Raw genomic sequence first — 23,332 nt, 5'->3', positions numbered from 1 at the left:
GAGAGTATATTTTACACAAAGATTTTACACAAACTAGTTTTTATAAAAATTTAAGTTTTTTCATTTTACTAAAATTTGTATACGTTTTAGTGGGTTTTATAAGTACAAAGGCCAATCAATGGTCTTTTTTTTTTTTTTTTGCTATCATTTTATGAGCATTTTTAGTTGCAGTTATTAATGCTATAAAATAGTATTTTTTATAGTACATAAAGGAAGCGTTTATGAATAATAAAAAAAGTAAAAAAATCCAAACAATAAAAAACGATAATAATAAAAAAAGTCGTAAGCAACGTCTTTTCTTATTGCTTGCAACGCTAAATTTAGCGTGAGCAGGAGCAATTATTGGGATTGTTTTACATTCAAAAAACAATAATGAATTAAGTAATAATGATTTTTATAGTTTTAATGATGATGGTGACTTAATCATTAAAGGTCAATTACCAAAAACTTATATTAACAAAGATGTTTATGGTGTTTTTGTTGATGAAAACAATCAAGAATATAAAATAAAAACTCAAATTGATTCTTATGCAAAATTTGAATTTGATACTAAGTATTTACCAAAAACAGGTAAATATAAGCTAAATCGAATTATTGATTTAAATAATAACATTGTTCGTGAAAATGAGAAGCTAAAACCTGAACAGAAAATTGAAGTTTTAAAACCAGTTCCAACTAATGTATATGAGGATCAAAAAAACGAAAAGCACATTCAATTAAAGGTAAATAAAATACTTGCTAATAAAATTTTAGTCGCAAAATTTGTAAATCAAAATAATGAAGTTTATAGTATTGAAGCACATGTTGGATTAGATCAAAAAATTGATATTGATACAAGTAGTTTAAAAGATGGCAATGTTTATTATTTAAAAGATCTAATTTTAAAAGATTCAAATCCATTAACAAAAGTTGTAAATGTTAATGATATTGATGAACAGTTTAAAAAAATTGATAAAACACATACTTATGATAATGAAGGTAATCTTGTTTTAAAAGTTGATTTAACAAATAAAACTAAAAACCAAGCCTTGCCAACAGCAGTTTTTAAAGATGAAAATAATAAAGAATATTTAATACCAGCGTTGAGTGTAAAAAATAATGTTGGGTATTTTAATACTAAAAAACTACCTTTAAATCACAAATATGAATTAAACCGAATTGTTAACAATAATGAATTAAATGATGTTTTAGTGCCAAATAATGAATTAATGCTTGAACATAAAGTTAGTGTAAATAAACCAACAAAAGCTAAAGTTAATTTTATTGATAACAAAAAAGTATATGAAGTTGATTTAGGTGTTCAATTAAAAAACACTCCTCTTGAACTTACCTTAGAAGATCTAAATCATCAAACATATAAAATTAATGCAAAAACAGATGAAAAAGGACGAGCTGTTTTTGATATTTCATCTTTAGGTGATAATAATTTATATGAAGTTATTGGTATTAAAAAAACTAATGAAGTTGATGTTGTTAATCTTAAACAGATTCCATACCATAATCGATCAATTAATAATTTAAATTCAAACGCATTAAATACCCCATATCAATATACAAAAAATGGTGATATTAATTTAATTGCTAAAGTAGCGCCATATTATGTTAACCAACAAGTATATGGAATTTTTAAAGATCAAAATAATCAAGAACACCAAATTTTAGCAAAAGTTAAAAAAGATGGAACCATAGCATTTGATACAGGTGCATTAAATAATAACAGTAATTATTCACTAGACAAAATTGTTTCAGTTTCAAACCCACAAAATGTTTTGGTTTCAAATTTTGATTTAACTTCAAAACAAAAACAATTAATTAAAAAGCCAGCTGCTAATGCAAGTGTTGATTCAACTAAAAAAACCCAAATTTTAGAAAATTTAAATAATGATTTAATTAATCAGAAATTAGTAGCAACTTTTGTTGATAATAATGATAAAGAATATAAAGTAGTTGCTAATGTGGATCAAAATAATAAAATTATTTTTGATAGTAATGATTTACCAAAAGGATATATTTATCATTTAGCTAAAGTTGAAAATAACGATTTAAATAAAGTCATTAATCTTAATGATTTTGAACTAAAAGATAAAATAATTGATAAACGAGATTTGAATTTATTAGATTCACATCCAGATTTTACGTACGATAATGATGGAAATTTAGAAATTCACACTCAATTAGCAAATGATTTAAATGATGATTTAAAACAAAAAGCTTTAAATAATGCAAATGTCAAAGGAATTGTTGTTGATCAAGATGGTATAGAACATGAGATAGATGTAAGTATTGATGCTAATGGCAAGGTTATTATTCCAACAAAAAATTTAGCAAATAATGACCCAACTAAACCTAATATATACACACTTAAAAAAGTCGTTTTAAAACAAAATAATCAACCAAATATTGATCTAATTAGTGAAGAGCAATTAAGTGGTGATAATCATATTTCATTTAAAAAACCAACAATAACTGCTAAAACTAAAGAAAATGATGATTATGAAATTAGTTTTTCAAATCCTAGTTTAGCAAATAAAAAAATTAAATTAACATTTAAAACCGATGATAATAATACTAATACAAAAACGGTTGAAGCTAGTATTGGTTTAGATGGAAAAGCTATTTTTAAAACAAGTGATGATGCAATTTTTGCACCAGATCATAAATATACACTAACAAAAATTGAAGCTGATAATAAAAAAGTTGCTAATATTGATGAAATTTCACCATTAGATCGAATAGTTAATAAACAAAAAAATGGTAATGTTAATGCTGATAATAAGCATGAGTTTAAAATACCAGATCAAAAAAATAAAGATTTAACTGCTGTTTATAAAGATAAAAATAACAATGAAATTCATGTTCCAATCAAAACTGATGATAAGGGAAAAGTTATTGTTAATCCAAACAATAATTTATTTGATCCTAACAAAATCTATGATTTTGATAAGATTGTAGATTTAAATGAATATCCAAACAAAACAATATTAGATAGAAATAGTATTAACAAAGATGTTAGTGCAATTAATGATGGTGTCGATCAAGCTCGTAAGCTTGTTTTAAAAGCACCAGCAGTTTCTAACGTAACAGTAAATGCTATTAATTTCCAAGTAAACTTATTTGATTTAAATAAACTATCTTATAATCGTCAATTTGCACTAACAATTGCTAAAGTTAATGATTTAAATGATACACAAAAATACATTGCAACTTATGATCCAAAAACTAACAACTATAAACTAAATTTTGATTTTACACACTTAGATGCAAACACAAAATATAAAGTTGTTGATGTTGAATTACTAGAATTAAACAACAAAGAAAAACCAATAAAATTAATTAAAGATGATGTTTTAAATTTTGAATTCACAACAAGCTCAGCAACTACTATTAATCCACCAATTTGAACTAAATTTGATGTGGTTGTTAAAACTAATAATGATACAACTATCACCTTTGAAATTGATGATAAAGATAATATTTTAAAAAATGATCAAAAAATCTATGCACAGTTAGCTTTAATGGATGATGATTTATTAGATACAGATGTTATTAACCCTTTAGTTAATTTTAGTAAAACTAATAAAATCGCTTCAATTAATGGTCTTGATTTAAAAGGAAATAGTAAATATAGTATTAAAAACTTATATTATTTAAATGACCAAAACCAAAAGGTGTATTTATTTAAAAATGATGTTACAAAATATGAACAACATTTTATTACAAACCCTCATAAGATCAATTTATCATTTAATAAAAGCGCTGTAGAACAAGATATTTTTGCAGACCATGCTAATTTATTTATTGATTATAAAGATTATGATCAAAAATTACGAATTAATGAAGATGTTAAAATTTATTATCAAAATATTGATAACACTAAAAACGAACTACAAATTGGATATGGAAAAGTTGTTGCAAATAATAAAATTAAATTCAATTTGGTTGGTTTAAAAGAAAAAACAACATATGTTATTAAAAAACTTGAAGCTTTAAATAAGAGTGCAAGCAGTATTGTTAATAGTGAATTTGATTTACTAGATCCAAATACTAATTTTAGTACATCTAATAAAAACACAACACTAGTGGGTCTAAATTCAATTGATAATTGAAATAATGATCAAACTCCTATAATAAATGCCAAAATTAATATAGGTGATGATTTTCAAGATAATCAACAAGTTAAATTAATTTATGTATCAAATGATAACAAAGAGATTAAATCAAAAGCAGTTACTTTAATCAAAGGACAAAGAAATTATCAATTCGAATTTTCAAATTTAATTAAGAATCGTTTATATACTTTTTCTAAAATTGTTTATGAAACTAATAATCAAACATTACATAAGTTAGACACGTTAACTCATCAATTTAGCATTAATCCAAGTAATAATGCAGTTTCTTTAAAAAATAACACTAATATTGAAATCACAAAACGTATATTAGTTAATAATGACCAATCATTAATTTCAGCAAAGATTGAAGTTGATGACATTGATAATGTTTTAAATACAGCTGATAAACCAAATATTGTTTATCAATTAGAAAATAGTAATGATGCCAATAATAATTTAAAATTAGCAACTAATGCCCAAGTTGTTGTAGAAAACAATAAAAAATTTTTAAAATTCGATTTAGTTAGTTTAAAAATTAATCAAAATTATGTTATTAAAGAAATTAGTTTTAATTCAAAACCAACTAATGCATATTTTAATTTTACTAATAATAAAACTAATAACATTGTTTATTCATATGATGAACAAAATAAAATTAGTTTATCAAATAATATTAATCCAACATCTTATAAACCCCAAACAATTAACAAGAATGATAAATCAGTAAATATTGATGTTGATCTTCAAGTTGATAAACAATTATTAGCAAACCAATATTTACGTTTAAAATTAAAGCAGTTAAACGATAATAAAACTGTTTGAACTGATCCGATCTTATTCAATAATAATGCTAAAATTAGTTTTAAACTTTCTAATTTAATTCATAATCGTGCTTATGAATTAGAAGGTTTGTATTATTTTGATGATCAAAATTCAGTGAATGATATGACAAATAATCAAATTAGTTTTAATTCAAAGATTCATAAACCAAAAATTGAATTTGAACCATCATTAACAACAATTAATTATGATACTAATAATGCTATTAAAACAGTTAGTGCACATAATGCTCAAGTACATTTTAAGCTTAAAACAAATGATGAAGCATTAGAAAACGATCAAATTGTCGAAGCAGTTTTTGCTCCAACTAATAATTTAAATGATCAAAAAGTAGTTGAAGCAAAATTAAATAATGTAACTAATTCATTTAATGAAGGTGAATTAGAATTTAATTTAAGCGGTTTAAGAGAAGAAACGACATATCGTTTAATCAAAGTAACATTTAAAAATAAACCAAATAAAGCATATGAGTTATTAAATAAAAATGGTGTTATTTTTGAGTATAAAAATGGTTCACAAGCATATGAATTCACGACACAAAAATTTGAACATAAAGTTATTGATGTAGTGTCAAGCACATCAACAAATACAACACAACAAGAAATTACTGTTAAAATTGATGGTATTCAGCGAGCTTGAAATAATAAAAAGCTTGAATTAGTTTATGAATCAAACATTTTAGGTGATCCTGAAATTAAAACAACAGTTGATAATAACAACAATAGTGTTCATCTAAGTTTTGATAAAAAAGAATATAATTTAGTATTAAATAATTTAAAACCAGGTCGACGTTATAGTTTAAAGAAAATTAATATTAAAGAAGTTGACAATGGCCAAGATCACGAATTTGTAAAAGAAATCAATGTAAATAATTCATTTGATGTTAATTTACAAAGCGAAATTACAGCATCAAGCGTAGAAGAAATTAATGATCGTGCTCCTGATAAATTAAATCAAACAACTATTAAAATTAATTTAAAAGATGACAATGATATTTTAAAAACAAATGATATTGCAACAATTACTTATGATAACGAACAAAAAGTTGATGCTATTGTAAAAACTAATGCACAAAATCAAAAATATTTAGAAGCAATAATAACAAATTTGGTATTTAATAAAAATGTAATTATTAAAAAAATTGAATTTAAAAATTTATCTCAAACCTTTATTAAAGTTGGCAAAAATAATACAAATGTAATTTATGACGAAAGTAATTTAAATAAATTAATTATTAATAATGATTTCCAAATCATTGGTCCATTATCAACTGATGTTAATAGTACACAAAATATAGTGGCTAATAATAAACACGTAATTTCTTCAACACTAGATTTTAAAGTTAATCCACATATTAGTAAGAATTTGAAATTTAAACTTAAATTTCAAAATATCAATGGTGAAGTTGTTTATAGTCCAATTTTAACTAATAGTTCAATTATAGTTAATAACAATAAAAACGTAATTAATTTTACTTTAGATAATTTAAAATCAAATCAATTATATAGATTAGTTGATGTTTATTATATTGATGATAATAATGATACTATTAATGACAAAAACAAAGTACCAAAAGCAAATAATGTTACTCGAATAATTGACATTGCACCTGGTAAAACAACAATTAGCAAATCAAATAATACTTGAAATACTACATCAACAAGTTCACAATTTGAGTTTGTAATTAATAGTGATGATGGTAATGAAGTTTTAGATAATTTAGAAGCAACAATTAGTTTTAAAAAAGGTCAAACTCTACTAACACCAGTTAAAGTTAATATTATTAAGCAGAATAATAAATATTTAATTAAGGGTCAAATTACTAATTTAGAACCAGAAAACAGGTATGTACTTGAATCAATTCTATTAGCTAAACCAAATAAAACAAAGAAGCCATTAGTAGTTGAAATATTAAATAAAGACGATATTTCATTTCAAACGCAAGCTGGTAATTATAAAGTTATTCAAATTAAATCACAAAATCCATCAACAGTAGATACAAAACAAAGAATTAAGTTAAAACTTGATGGTATACAAAATGCATGAAATGAAAAACAATTAGAAATAACTTATAGTGCAAACGATAACTCAACAAAAACCGCTATAATTAAATTAGAAAAAAATAAATTAGAATATGAGTTTGAATTAACTAATTTAGAGAAAAACCGAACTTATACATTTACTAAAATTGAATTAATTAATGATAATAACACTAAAACACCATTTAATAAAAGTGATTCGATTCAAGATAAATTTATTGTTTTAAGTAATAACCAAGTTGGAGTTGGTAATATTATTGAAATTCAAGATAGAGATGTAAATCATTTAAATAGTGCAAAAATTCGGTTTGAATTAAATGATTTAGATAATGTTTTAAGTAATGATGAACAAGCAACTATTACTTATAATAATAATCAAACTACTAGTGCAAAAGTAATTACTGATCAAAATCAAAAATATTTAGAAGCAACTTTTAGTAATTTAGTCTTAAACAAAGATACTATCATTAATAAAATTGAATTTAATACAAAACCTAAAAATGCAAGTAAGAATATTGGTATTAATGATACTAATGTTATTTATGATGCTACTAATTTAATAATTAATAATGATTTAAAAATCACTGGCCCACTTCATACACTAAAAGAGTTTGAAGCTAATAATAAAACAAATATTTCAGTTTCATTAGAATTAGATACAAATAATCATATTAGTAAAAACTTATATTTTATTGCAAAATTTGACAGTAACGATGGTCAGAGTGTTTTAACAAACCCAATTGCTGCAGATAAAATTGTTACAAATAATAACAATAATAAAAAAGAATTAACATTTAATTTAACTAATTTAACATCAAATCGTCAATATATTTTCAAAGGACTATATTATGTAAATTCATCAAATCAAACTAATATTGATGAAAATAATAAATTTGAAAAGAATTCAAACGTTGATTATAAAATAACTGTTAAACCAACGATTACTACGATTCAAAAAAATGGTAATTGAACATTCCCACAACCAAATGCTCAAAAATTTAAGTTTAATATTAATTCAGATGAAAATGTTGATTTTAGTACTGATCTAGATGCAACTATCACTTTTAGTGACCAACATGATACTAAAAAAACAATTACAACAAAACTAAAACAAAAAGATAATCAATGGTATATTGAAGATACTATTAGTGATTTGGCTTATAATGATACATACAAATTAGATGACATCTCAATTACTAAACCAATGAATGCTTTTGCTAATTTAAAAATCCAAATTGAAAATAAAGAACAAATTAGTTTTACAACTCAAAGTGGACCAACACAATTAGTTAGCATTACATCTCATGATTTAATGTGAAATGATCAACCTAATGCATCAAATCAACAAACAATTACCGCTAAAGTATCAGGGGTTAATGATTTATATAATAATCGTAAGATTAAGTTAGTCTATGAATATAGAAGTAATAATCAAAAAAGTTTAGTTGAATCAAATGAACTAACTCTTCAAAAAGATCAAACACAATATATTTTTACACTGCCAATTAGTGTTGCTAATCGTCAATATTCTTTTAAAGAAATAAAAATAAAGACTTCTAATAATAATTTTGAAACACTTAATAATTCAACAAATGTTACGAATAGTTTTAATGTAAATGCATCAAAGACACAAATAGTCATTGATAATACTAATTTAGCAACAAATATAACAAGCACAAGTGCAACAATTACATATAAATTAAAATCTAAAGATCACGTATTTCAAGTAGGTGATAGCATTATTACTTATTTGAAATCTAATGATGATGAACGTCAAGAAATATCATATACAAAAACTATCACAAGTATAAGTAGTGATGGAAGTGAGGCAACAGTTAGTTTTAATACTGATCAAACACTAAAAGAAGAAGCAAATTATAAACTAATAAAAGTTGGCTTTGTTAGAAAACCAACATTAGCTTACACTAATATTAATAATGATGCTAATAATGTCATTTTTGAAGACAATAATTCGAATTATAATTTTAAAACCTTAATTGTTGATCATAAAGTAACAAATGTTAGTTCTAATGATTCTATAAATACTACAACACAAACAGTTAATATTGATATTGATGGAATTCAACGAACTTGAATTAATAAAAAAATTCAATTGGTATATACTTCAAATGACGGTGAAGAAATTTTAAGTGATCAAAAAACATTGCTTTGGGCTAATAACCACTATAGTTTCGAATTGTCTAATTTAAAACATAATCGTAAATATACACTAAAAGAAGTAAGAATTATTAATGATGATAATAAAACATCAATAATTTTCCATTTAAAAAATGGAATAGCTGATTGATTTATTGTTAATAAAACACAATCGATTAGTATAAGTTCAATAATTGAGCCAATTGCAAGAGCGAAAAATAATTTACAATCAACACAAATTAGATTTATATTAAATGATCCTGATAATGTTTTAAGTAATGAAGAAGAAGCAATCATTAATTATGGTGAGAATTTATCTGTAAAAGCAAAAGTTAAAATTGTAGGGAGTCAAAAATATTTAGAAACAACATTCAATAATCTAGCATTAAACCAAGATACTATTATTAACAGTATTACTTTTATTAATAAACCAATAAAAGCTGCTACGAATATTGGAATAGATAATAGCAATAAAATATATAACAATACAAACAATATAAATCCATTAAAAATTGATAATAATTTTAGTGTCATTGGTCCTGTTCAAAGTGATACTAATAAACGTATTACTTTGGAATATAATAATAAAACTAATGTAAAAGTTAATTTAGAATTAAAAGCTAATGATAATATTTTGCAAAATTTATACTTTATAGCAACATTTAAAGATCAAAATAATGAAACCGTAAAATCAAGTATTGTTTCTTATAGTTCAATCAAAAAAGAAGGTAAAAAACAAATTATTGAACTTAGAATTCCAAATCTAAAATCAAATCGTTTATATCACTTTGATAATTTATATTATTTATTAAATCAAGACGATAAAGATCTTATAGATAATAATAAATTAATAAGATCTAATAATGTTGTTAATGAAATTGAAGTTAAACCCGGTAATACAACTTTTAAAAAAAATAATGTTGAATGGCAGATCAATTCAAACAGTGTAAATTTTAAATTACAAGTTGAATCTGATGATGAAGACATATTAGATAATAATGTTATGGCTGATGTTATCTTTTCATCAAAATCAAATCAAAATGATACAAAATTTGTTAACAATGTAAAATTAAAAAAAGAAGGAAACATTTGGTTTATTGAAGGTATAGTAAATAATTTAAAACCAGAAACAGAGTATGAGTTAAAGTCTATTGTATTAACTAAGCCACTAAATGCTAACTCTAATCTTAAAACTATTAATCCAACTAATATTTCATTTAAAACAAAACCTGGTAATTATGGAATTATAAATATTGAATCAAATCAAACACTAACAAATTCGCAAAATGTAAATGTTACAATTGATGGAATTCGTAGTGAATGATTTAACAAAGAAGCTAAATTAGTATATATATCTAATACAAATGATGAAGTAGAGGCGAAAGTTAATTTAGAGGAAAATAAATTAAATTATGTTTTTAATTTTAATAATTTAAAATACAATCGCAAATATACTTTGAAATCCATAAAATGATTTGATGGTCAAAATTGAATTGATTTTCCAAATAAGCAAAATCTTCAAAATTCATTTATTATTAAAGGAAAAACACCAATTAGTGTCAATAAGCTAAATGAGATTAGTGATCGAGTAATAAATAATTTAAATGTAGCAAAAATTCAATTTTCATTAAATGATCCTGAGGATGTATTAAGTAACAACGAAATTGCTGAAATAACATATGATACAAATAAAAAAACAAATGCAAAAGTTATTACAGTAAATAATGAGAAATACCTAGAAGTTAGTTTATCTAATCTTGAATTTAATCATGATACAATTATCAATAAAATTGAATTTATAACTCGTCCTAATAAGGCAGTTGATAGTGTTGGCATTAATAATTCGAATAAAATTTATGAATTAACAAATTTAATAGAAGAAACTAGAAAATTAAAAATTAACAATGATTTTAGAATAAGTGGTCCATTATCATCTAATAATTTACATCTTGAAATTAAAAATTATAATGATAAAGAAAGCATTAATTCATCAATTGAATTTACAATAAACAAACATATAGCTAAAAATCTTAAATTTAAGCTTAAATTTAGAAATGAATTTGGTCATGAAGTATATAGCGAATTAATTGATGGTAATAATATTAATAAAACAGGCAAACAAGAAGTTCTTTTTAGTGTTAAGGGGTTAAAATCAAATCAATTATATAAATTAGTTGATGTTTATTATTTAGATAATATTCATCAAAATATTGATGAAACAAGAAAAATATTTAAAGACCATAATGTATCTAAGGAAATTGAAATTAATCCAGGTGTTACAATGATTAGTAAACATGGAAATTGAAAATCACCTACAGATACAACAGCTAATTTTGAATTTAAAATTGAAACTCAAGATGATAATGATGTTTTAAATAACATTGATGCAACTGTTAAATTTAAAGATGAACATAATAATATTAAGCAAAAAATAGTTCGTATAATTAAAGAAAATAATGATTGATTAATCAAAGGTCAAATCGATAATTTAAATCCAGAAACTAAATATAAATTAGAAAATATTGAATTAAGTAAACCATTAAAAACTCACACTAATTTATCTGTATCGATTAATGATAAAGAAAATATAAGTTTAATTACTGAAACTGGAAATCCGGTTTTAAAAGTTATTCAAACTCAAAATGATACTATTAATGATACTCAACAAACTATTAATGTAACGTTATCAGGAGTTAACTCTAAATATAATGGACGTCAGATTAAAGTAGTTTATAAAGATAATAATAATGTTATCTATGAAAGTTCTTTAATTACATTACAAAAAGGTAAAAATGACTATCAATTATTGTTATCAAATTTAAATTCAAATCGAGAATATAGGTTTGAAAAAATTGAAATAAATCATATTTCTAATACTAATAATTTTGAAGATCTTGAAAAATTAAATGGTGTGTCAAATACATTTATTACTCAAACAAAAAATACTACAGTTCAATGAAATGATAGTAGTGCTACAATTGTTGGGACGCGTGGTGTTAATTTTAATTTCAAAATTAAATCAGAAGATAAAATTTTAGAAAATAATCAACAAGTAGTTGCATGATTTGCTCCTAAAGAAACAATTAGAGATACTAATACATGGTTACAATACACAAGACCATTAAAAGATGTAACTAGTGATTTCAAAGAAGGAACTTGAGCGCATGATTTAAGTAATAGTGTTAATTTTAAAGAAGAAACAACTTATAAATTAGTTAAAATCCAATTTGTTAACAAACCAACAAAAGCCAAAAATAATATCAATAATAGTGAAAATAATGTTATTTTAGATAACACAAATTCTATTAATTCAAATTATGAATTTACAACGAAAGTTGGCGACCACAAATTAATAAATATTACATCAAGTAATAACGTTAACACAAATTCGCAAACAATTAATTTTACACTTAGTGGAGTTAAAAAATCATGAGTTGGAAAGAAAATAAAACTAAGTTATAAATCAAATGATACTAGTGAATCAATTCATACTAATGAGGTATTAATTGAATCTAATAAAACACAATATAATATATTGTTAAATAATTTAAAACGTAATCGGACATATACCTTAATTGATGTAAAATTGATTGATAATAATAATGTTTCAGATTTCCCAAAAGAAGGTAATTTAACAAATAGTTTTATTACAACAAGAACAAGCGCCATAAATGTATTGAATATTGAAGAAATTAGTAATCGAGCCTCAACTAATTTAAAATCTACTATTATTAAAATTAATTTAAACGATCCAGATAATGTACTTAGAGATAAAGATCAAGCTACTATTGTTTATGGTAATAATAAACAAGCAATGGGATTTATTACTGTAAGTGGTAATATCAAATATTTAACTGCTACTTTAGTTGATTTAAATTTTAATGATAAAGTAAATATAGTAAATATTAGTTTTAATAATAAACCAAGTATAGCAGCTGAAAATATTGGAATTGATAAATCTAATAATATCATTTATAATAATGATTCAATACCTAAATTAGAAATTAATAACGATATTATTGTTAATGGTCCAATAAATAAAGAAATAGTTGTTAAAAACGCTAATCAAAAAAACAATATCGATGTAGATCTTGGATTGCAAATTAATCCTAAAATAGCACATAATTTAAGATTTATAGCTAAATTCAAATCAACAAATAATGATATTATTGAAACTAATGTTATTAATGGGTCATCTTTAGTAAATAATGACGGAAAGACATCAATTAGATTTACTTTAAATAATTTAAAAGCTAATAAGTTATATTCATTAGTTGATGTGTATTATTTAGTAAATAATAATTCAAATACAATTGTTGAAAGTAATAAATTACCAAAATTAAATAACATTAATTATCAAATTAAAATAAACAAATCACACACTATAATTTCTAAAAATGGCGAATGATCAAATCCTTCAGATACAAGTGCTGAATTTAATTTTCTTCTAAAAACAGATGATAATGATGGAGAATTAGATGCAAATGCAACAGCAACGGTAACATTTAATAAAAATGGTGGTACTTTAAAACAAGTAAATGTTAACTTATTAAAAGAAAATGGGAAATGATTAATTAAAGGTAAAATAAATAATTTAGAACCAAATTCAACATACGTATTAAATTCAATTAATATTACAAAACCAAGCAATGTTTATGAAGATTTAGATGTTTCTATTGAAAATAAAAGAAATATTTCATTTACAACCCAATTTGGGCCTTCAATTTTAAATGAATTGTTATCAACAAATGAAATTAATGTTGATTCTCAAACAATTAATGCAACATTTTCTGGAGTAAATGATCAATATAATGGGCGTCGAGTAAAATTAATTTATCGTGATCAAAATAACGAATTATATGAAAGCAATATAGTTAATTTAAAAAAAGGTATGCAAAAATATAATTTTACTCTAAGTGGTCTGATAGCTAATAGAAATTACACTTTTATTAAAATACAAATTAATGATGATAAAAATAATTCTCAATATATTGATTTAAAAAAACAAAATACTGTAAATAATAGTTTTAAACGAAACCCATCAACAACAAGCATCGAATGGAGCACTCCATTAAATATTACGTATAATAGTGCTGAGTTAAATATAAAATTAAAATCTGTTGATCAAATATTTGAAACTAATCAATCAGTTATCGTATATCTTGAAAATAAAAATAATGGTCAAATAAGTCAATGGACTAGAAAAATTAGTGAAGTTAATTCTAATAAAACTGTAGCTACAATCAATGTTGAAACAGGGGCCACATTAAATGAGCAAACTTAATATAAATTATTAAAAGTTGAATTTGTTCAAAAACCACGTTTAGCATATGAAAATTTATTACCTGGAAATATTATTATTAATAATAATGAAAATTATAAATTCAGAACGATATCAGGACCAACAACTATTGTAAATATTACTTCAAACGATAATATTAATAATACAACCCAAACAATTAAATTAACCGTTTCTGGTGTTAATGATAATTATGCTGGTAGAAAAATTAAATTAGCTTATAAGGATAATAATGAGCAAATTGTTTGAACAAAAGAAGTTACATTGGAAAATAATAAAAAGATTTACGATTTAGTTCTTGATAAGGATTTGATTACTAATCGTGAATATAAATTATTTAAAGCTCAAATTACTGATTCAAAAGATACTAATACAGTGTTTAATGATTTAAGTATTAATGGTGTTAGTCATAAATTTGGTATTAATCCTTATAATACAAATTTATCTATCGATTATTCTAATTGGGTAACAAATTTAACTGAGAATAGTGCTACTATAAATGTAAAAGTTAATTCAACTGATCAAGTTTTTGAAAATAATCAAATTGTTGAAGCTACATTTGTATCTACATCAAATCCATCAGAAATTAAAAAAATTGATGGTGTATTAAGTGAAGTAAGTGCAAATAAAAATAGTGCTAAAATTAAATGAAATTTAACTGATTTAAAACCAGAAACAGAATATAGATTCACATCAGCTAAATTTAAAAATAAGCCAGATTTAGCTAAATGAATGTTAACAATAAATAAAAATAATGTAATATATGGAGGTAATCTAGATACTAAATTCAAAACATTAGTTGATAAACTAAAATTATTGAAATTAGAATCAAATAATGATATTTATTACAATATACAAGAAAATGCTGTTAATCCTAATAGAGTGATAGGAACAATAAAAGCAGAATTTTCAAGAATTAATTCTAATTACATTAACAAAAAAATTAAATTAGTATATGAAGATAACAATCATCAAGAATGAGAAACTAATGAACTAACTTTATCAAACAATAAAACTAGTTATAATTTTGATATTAGTAAACTAACTCCTAATAGAAAATATTCTTTCAAAAAGATTTTAATTTCAAATAATAATATCTTTGAAGAATTGCTAAATTCAAATAATATTGCTGATTCATTTATATATCATCATGCACCAACTGCAGTAACATTTAAAACAGAAGGCGATGAAAATCAATTGTGAAAATCAAATATTGGCATAACTACTGCTAAATTTAGATTAGGTTTAGAATCATTAGATAAAATTTTAGAAAATGGCGATAAGATAGTTGTAACTTTTGCTAATAAAAAATATCCAAACAATCAAGATAAAATGAAAGTTTATACAATGTCAATCATTGATTCAAGAAATGATGGATTATACGCAAATATTAAACATGATTTAGTAAATCTTGATGAAGGAAGTGAATATTACATAAAAGAAATAAGAATGATTAAAAAACCAAACAAAGCTTATGAAGATGTAAATGGTAATAAAATTATTTCACCAATTAATGATGCACAAAGAAGAACGTTAGAGAATACTAATTTTAAAACAAATTGAGCAATATATAATGCAAAAAAATACGGAAATTGGGATCAACCAACAATTAATAGTGCAAAGTATGCTTTTGAAATTACAACTACTAATGATGGAACAATGTTAAATACAAATTCTAAATTCCAATTGGTATTTAAAAAAGTTAGTGATAGTACCAAGACATTTATACAAACAATTAATTTAGTAAGAAAAGATAATAAATGGATTCTTGAAGGAGAAATATCTAATTTAGAGCCAAATACAGAATACATTTTATCTACAATAAAATTATCAAGACCAACAGGCAATGATCTATTTGATACAGAATTAAACACAAACATTAACATTATTGAACAAAATCAAAATAAAATTTTAACTAAAGGTATTGATCCATATATCGAATCAATTACTTATGAAAAAACTAATGATTTAAGAAGAAGAATTATTAAATTAAAAATTAAGGATATAAAAGATTACAATGATGGTGATAGATTAGTATTAGAGTATAGATACAATAATTCAACTTCTAAAAAAGAAGTAAGCTTAACTTTAAATAAAAATCAAGAAGATTATAGCGTTAATATTGAAAATTTAACTTATAATCGTGAATATACTTTAAAAAATATTATTAAAATAAATCATAATACTAATAATATTACTTCAATAGATATTAGTAAATTAAATGATAAAACATTTGTTGTTGAACCAAGTGTGACAAAATTAACTAATTTTAAAAATATTACAAATTTTGATGAAAAAAAACAAATTTGATCAAGAATAATGGAATTTAATATTACTAATGATGATGAGTGATTTTCTCAATCATTATTAAATTCATATAAAATTCGTGCTATTGTGGAAAATTTATCAACCAATAAAATTGATGATAATCCAATAATTAAAATTGTAAATGACAATGGTAAACCTAAATTACAAATTCATATTAACAATATTAATATAAATGATCAAAATAATGAATATAAATTAAGAATTGTAAAATTTGAAAATAAACCAAATTCTTACCTATATAAAAACATAAATAATGATTGAGATAATATTTTTTATGATACTAATAAAAATGGTTCAGTTATATACAAAAGTTCTAATACAAGTAATTATGCTGGAATAGTAGATATTACGAATGTTGATCATAACATTTATACTACAAATAATACAAGTTATACTTATGTTAGTTTTAGTGGAAGTGTTAGAAAACTTATTTTTAATAATATGAATAATCAAAATGATTCTATTTTTGGTGAAGTTATGTACAAAAATTTAGATAATGGTCAAATTTATAATACAACAGTTGGAATAATTGAAAATAATGTTAACAAAAATTATAATACTCCTGGCCAATTTCAACTACTTTTAGATAAAATGCCAAAATCTTCAAGATATCAATTTTATGGTATTAAATATTGAAGAGCAAATGATAAAAAAGATAATGCAAAAATTGCATTAGTCCCAAATGATAAAAAAACAAAAATAATTTGATTGTAACAATTATTCAAAAATAAACATTAGAAAAAATCATAAATTAAATTGTCTACCTTTTATAAAAAGAAGGTAGACTTTTAGTTATAAATTATAAAATCTGTTTTAATTAAAAATTAAATTTGTTCTTTATTGAAGTGCTACAAACATTTTAAATACGCTTTTATATAGTATTTTAAATGCTTATTTACTAAAAATAGATTTATATAACACAAAAATCCAATACCTTAATACTTAAGGTATTGGATTTTATAAAAATTAAAAATGGATATATTTATACTGAATATATTTTGTTAACAGAATAGTTTTATTAAAATTATATATAAATGTTAGATGATTATAATTTTGGAATTTTAATACCATGTTTTGCGTAAAAACCTAACATGCCATCATAACTAATTTCAGAATATCCTCCATCTTTAACATTTGCGCCTGCGAAGGATAAAATTAAACCAACTAAACGACGTTTGTCATCATCATTTTTAGCTTTATCTCATATTTCTTTAAAAATAGTTGAGGCATTTTGTGCAGTATATGTTGATTTAGCAACAGGATAGTAATAATATGAACCATTTGTTGCTTTATAAATGGTTCCCCCATTTGCTTCTGGACTAATTGTTTTTCCATTTATTAATTCACCTTCATTACCCCTAGCGTTAGCAAGATTTTTAGGGTTTATATATCCATCAATTTTAGGATCTTGGTTTAAACTTTTAAATAAAGGATCTTGGATTATTTTTTGAACTAATTGGTCATATGTACTTACTTTATTAGTTTCATCTGTTTGTGCTAGATTAAAAGCATCAATTAAATAGTGATAAGCAGATTCTGAGATTCCTACTACACCATCAACTAGTGAACCTACAGTGTTTACACCTAATTTATATTTATCGTGAACATCAATTTCATCACCAATTTTGTTAACATGTCCTTGAAATTGAGTACCATTTACAGCGTTTTCTAGTAATTTTTCAATTGCTACTCCTAATCGTTTAACAATTGAAAAACGAATAACGCCATTTTTATTTCCACTTATATTAGTATTTTTAAAAGTATTTGCTTCTTTATTAATTGTCTTATCGTTTTCTTGTTCAGTATCTACGCCTATTATTGCTACTTTGTGTGAAGTTGTGCTAATTGCTTCATTAACTGCTAAACTCATTTGGGTAATTGCTACTGGTAAAATTAAATCAGCTTTTTTAGAAATTAGTTCCTTAAGGATTCTTTTAGCATTTTCATTATTTTCATCAAATCCTCCAGCACTACTTTGTGAAGCTTGAACCTCATTTACTTTGATTCATGTTTTAGACTCACTACTTCCTTCTTGTAATACTTTTTTGTTTGCTAAATGCTTGTTTGCTCATTCAATACCCAAGGCAAATCCTGCTAAATAATTAGTAGTGTTTTTAGCATTTAAAGCAACATATCCTCCCCAGTTAAGTTGGCCATCTGTTGCAAAAATGTTTTGGTTTGCATTTAGCATATAAGCGGCAGCAATCCCTCCTAAAAAAGCAGCATCATCAACTTTAAAATAAACACTTGCAACACGATTTGCACCATCAAATAAAGAAGGATCATTATTTGCATTATAAACTGTATCTAATAAAAAACCAACAGCATTTTTATCAAATTTAGCGTTTTTTATTGCGTCTTGTAGATAATTGCTTTGTGAAAACCCTGGTAATAAAAATGCACGTTTTCCATCTTCGACCATACTTTTATGGATTGTTTGAAAACCTTCGCTTGTATCAGATTTAGGCGCTTTTCAATAATAATGTGAATCATTTAATTCACTATTAGAAGAACTTATTTCATCTTTAACATTAACGTTTGGTTCATTATTTTTAGTAACAGAATTATTGTGTTTTGCACAAGCTGTTGCTACAACTGTTGTTGTGATGAACGCTAGTGTACTTAAAGCTCCAATTACTATTTTTTTAATATGTTTTTTTATCATATTTCTACTCTCCCTTTATTTATTTTTAAATTCCAACAATTTTACTTTTTTTAAATTGTCCAAAAATACTGTATAAATGATATCATATTTTAAATTTTTAACTTCCCAACACAATTTAAAATATTAGATTAGCACTATTATTTAAGTTGAATTATTGTTTCATATGCTTTTGCTTAATATTTTTTTATAAAAGGGTTTTAGTGTAGTAATTTATGAAATATTGGTATTTACACAAAATAAATTCAAAAAAAAAAAAAAAAATGTGTTTTAATTAAATTATGTTGAATCGTTTTAGAAAATAAATATTAATATGAAAATGAAAAATAATAAGAAAATACATTGAAAAAAGCATATTAAAATTGCTTCTTTTTTAATATGTTTAAATCTATGTTGATCAGCTGTCATAGTTGGAATTGTTTTAAGACTTTATGATAAGGAGAATTCAATTATTTTTGTAGATCAAAATAATGATTCCTATTGATTAAAAATTCATAATAAAAAAGATCTTAAAACCGAGATTAATAACCATTTACCACAAGGTAATGTTTATCGATTACAAAAAAATAAATTGTCTAATTCCATAATTGGTTTAACTTTATCTAAGATAGATAAAACCAATGAATATTCAAATACTGGTGATATTGTTATTAAAGTTAATTTAAAAAACAAAGCTAAAAAGAATCCGCAAATTATGGGTGTTTTTGTTGATGAAAAGCATCAATATCATTACATACAACCAACTATTAAAGATAAAGTTGCTTATTTTAATACATCAAAATTAGCAAATAATCATGATTATCGTTTAGTAAAAATTCTTGACAAAACTGATTACAATCACGTTTTAATTCAACAAAATGAGTTAGCGATTGAACATCAAATTATGATTAGTAAACCACCTAAAACAGCTTCTTTTATTAACCAAAATAATCAAAAAATATACCGAATAAATGTAGGAAAGTGATTATTTAATTCTTCTCTTAGTTTGCAACTAAAAGATTTAAATAATCAAATTTATAGTATTGATGCTAAAGTAGATGTAGAAGGAAATGTTGATTTTGATGTAAGTAAATTAGCAAATAATAACTTCTATGAATTAGTTAACATTTATAAAAATAACACGCATCCTTTAGTTAAAGTTATTAATCCAGTTAATATCGCATATCATAATAAAACTATTAACAATTTAAATGTTAATAGTTTAAACCAACCATATCAGTATACAAAAAATGGTGATATTAATTTAATTGCTAAAGTAGCGCCATATTATGTTAACCAACAAGTATATGGGATTTTTAAAGATCAAAATCATAAATTACATAAATTATTAGCTAAAGTTGATAATGATGGTCAGATTTGTTTTGATATTGGAAAATTAGTAAAACCAAACCAGTATCGATTAGAAAAAATTGTTTCTGCTAGTGATGAAAATATTGAATTCGTACACAATTTTGATTTATCTAGCAATCAAAAACAAACTCTTAATAGACCAAATATAGTGGTTAATTATTTAAAAAACGGGGATTATACAATAAATTTTAACGATGCAAATTTAATTAATAAAAAGATTGAACTTAGATTCAAAATTGATAATACCAATGAAATAAAAACAATACAAGCAATAGTAGATGTTAATAAAAAAATAACACTAAAGACAAATGATAATACTTTATTTGCGCCAAATCATAAATATACATTAATTGGAATTGTTGATAATAAACTAACAGTCAATAACAATATTGCGAATTTAGATGATATTTTAGAAATTAACAAAGTGATTATTAAAAAACCCTTAGTTAAAGTTTTAACAAGTTCACTAGTTGAAGAACCGCGATCACCAAATAGTATTAATTCAACAAATATAAAGTTTGAAATTAGTGATGAAGCCAATGTTTTAAATACAAATATGAGTGCAACTATTAATTATGATGATAATAAAATTACAAAAGCTCATGTAGTGGCTGAAAATAATAAAAAATATTTAACAGCTCGATTAGATAATTTAGAATTAAATAAAACATCTTTTATTAATAAAATTGAATTTGATCAAAAGCCGCCTAAAGCAATTGTAAATATTGGTTATTTAGATACTAATATTATTTATGATGATACAAAAGAAGAAAAAAATCAACCTTTGACAATCAATAATAATTTTGCATTATTACCATTAGAAAACCAAGAAGATTATTTTCAACGTAAAAATGAAGCTAATATTAAATTAAAAGTTGAATTAAAAGCCAACTCTAATATTCTAAAAAACCTTACATTTGCTGCAACTTTTAAATACAAAGACAACAAGATTGTCAAAAAAATTAAAACTAACGCTATTAGTTGTACACCAATTAAAAATGAAATAAATAAGTGAATGATCGAATTTAATTTAAAGTTTGATGACATTAAAACTGCTACATTATATGAACTAGATAATATTTATTATTTAGATAAAAATAATCCAAATAATTTAGATGAAAAACATAAATTAAATCAAATTACTTATAATTTTGAATTACAAAATCCTTTATCAATAGCTTTGGTGGAAAAATATCTAAAAAACACACTTGATGTTGATAAAAAAACTAATCATCCAGTTTGTGAAGTGAAATTATTTATTTTAAATGTTAAATATCCTTGATTAGTAAATAAAAAAGCACGTTTTGTTTTTTCTTATACAACAGTTGATGGCACAAAAAAAGAGTTTATGGCTTATAGCAATGATATTGGTAGTAGTGATCAAATAATTAATAGAGAAAATCTTTTATTTAAATTAAAAAACCGTATGTATGTTAAAATTCCATTACCAATTGCTAATCGAGAATATAATTTTGAACGAATAGAAGTTTTAAACGATGATAATACTTGAACAATTTTTAATCAAAGCTCTATAACAATTCGTTGTCGTCCAAGTCAAAACACGATTTTAACAACTGCAAGTGATTTTAATGAAAATAAAGAAAATAAGTATATTAAAAACATTTCACCAACCCAAGTTAATCTTAATTTAGAATTAATTTCCCACGACCAAGCTTTTCATGATGGTTTAGTTGCTAATTTAGAATTAATTGATGATAAAGGAAATATTAAAGGACCTTATCAAATCACACTTTCGAAAACAGATAAAGAATTTGATGGATTAATTAAAAATCATATTGACCCTAATAAACATCAAGAATTACAAACAGGTTTAACATCATGATTAATATCAGAAAATAAAATTAATAATTTAGAACCGAATACAAAATACTATATCAATCGTATTTACTTTAGTGAAAAGCCAAATTATTTAACTTATAAATGAAATTTTGCTAATAACAATAACGAAATTTATAACCGTAATCAAGCAAAAAAAGATAATCCTCAACACAATGATTATTCATTTACAACAACTAATTAATATAAATTCAAAAACTTTTAGTGATTATAAATTTACTAAAAGTTTTTTTAATTATTAAAATAACTAAATTTTGGTTAATAATGATATTTAAGTTTATCTCAGCATCATTTATAATATAAATTAGATTATATATTTAATTTATAAAGAGGATTTATGATTAAAGATTTAAATAGTTATTTAAAAGACATTGATGAAATGAGTAAGAGTTCATTAAATGAGGATCAAAAACAATTAATTAAAAAAATTTTAGAAAAAACTGATCCCCAGGATTTAGATAATGTGTTTCAATTATTAATTCAACGTGTTAAAATAGGATTTAGTTTTGATGTTGCTCCAAGCGTGCACCAAACTCAAATTGCGATATTAGCTAAAAATGAGCAATTATCTTTCATGAATGATGCACATAATTTATTTAAAAATGATACTAATAGTTTAATCATTGGTGAAAACTATGATGTACTAAAGAATTTATTAGTGTTAGAGAGAGAGAGAGAGAGAGACTAGTGG

General features: G+C 23.2%; 5 protein-coding genes. 4 read left to right on the top strand and 1 reads right to left on the bottom strand.

Annotated features, from left to right (window positions below):
* Window positions 1-221 precede the first annotated feature (221 nt).
* Window positions 222-14,429, top strand: a complete 14,208-nt coding sequence (locus UPA3_RS02500) for a DUF1410 domain-containing protein (RefSeq protein WP_012316981.1) — start codon at window positions 222-224, stop codon at window positions 14,427-14,429.
* A 279-nt stretch (window positions 14,430-14,708) separates the two neighbouring features.
* Window positions 14,709-17,486 (top strand): DUF1410 domain-containing protein, encoded by a 2,778-nt coding sequence (locus UPA3_RS03375; RefSeq protein WP_012316983.1) that lies wholly within the window; start codon window positions 14,709-14,711, stop codon window positions 17,484-17,486.
* Between the two features lie 331 nt (window positions 17,487-17,817).
* Here the strand turns inward: UPA3_RS03375 and UPA3_RS02495 are convergent, their stop codons facing one another.
* A complete protein-coding gene (locus tag UPA3_RS02495; RefSeq protein ID WP_006689019.1) occupies window positions 17,818-19,437 on the bottom strand; it encodes a BMP family ABC transporter substrate-binding protein in 1,620 nt (539 codons plus the stop codon).
* A gap of 310 nt (window positions 19,438-19,747) precedes the next feature.
* Between UPA3_RS02495 and UPA3_RS02490 the strand changes: the two genes are divergently transcribed.
* Together UPA3_RS02490 and UPA3_RS02485 are read left to right on the top strand one after the other, a co-directional pair.
* Window positions 19,748-22,825 (top strand): DUF1410 domain-containing protein, encoded by a 3,078-nt coding sequence (locus tag UPA3_RS02490; protein WP_012316992.1) that lies wholly within the window; start codon window positions 19,748-19,750, stop codon window positions 22,823-22,825.
* Between the two features lie 153 nt (window positions 22,826-22,978).
* Window positions 22,979-23,329, top strand: coding sequence for a hypothetical protein (locus UPA3_RS02485; protein WP_010891792.1), 351 nt, complete (start codon window positions 22,979-22,981; stop codon window positions 23,327-23,329).
* Window positions 23,330-23,332: the final 3 nt, after the last annotated feature.

The sequence above is a fragment of the Ureaplasma parvum serovar 3 str. ATCC 27815 genome (assembly GCF_000019345.1).
Classification (GTDB): domain Bacteria; phylum Bacillota_I; class Bacilli_A; order Mycoplasmatales; family Mycoplasmoidaceae; genus Ureaplasma; species Ureaplasma parvum.
This window is presented reverse-complemented; position numbering and strand designations above follow the sequence as displayed.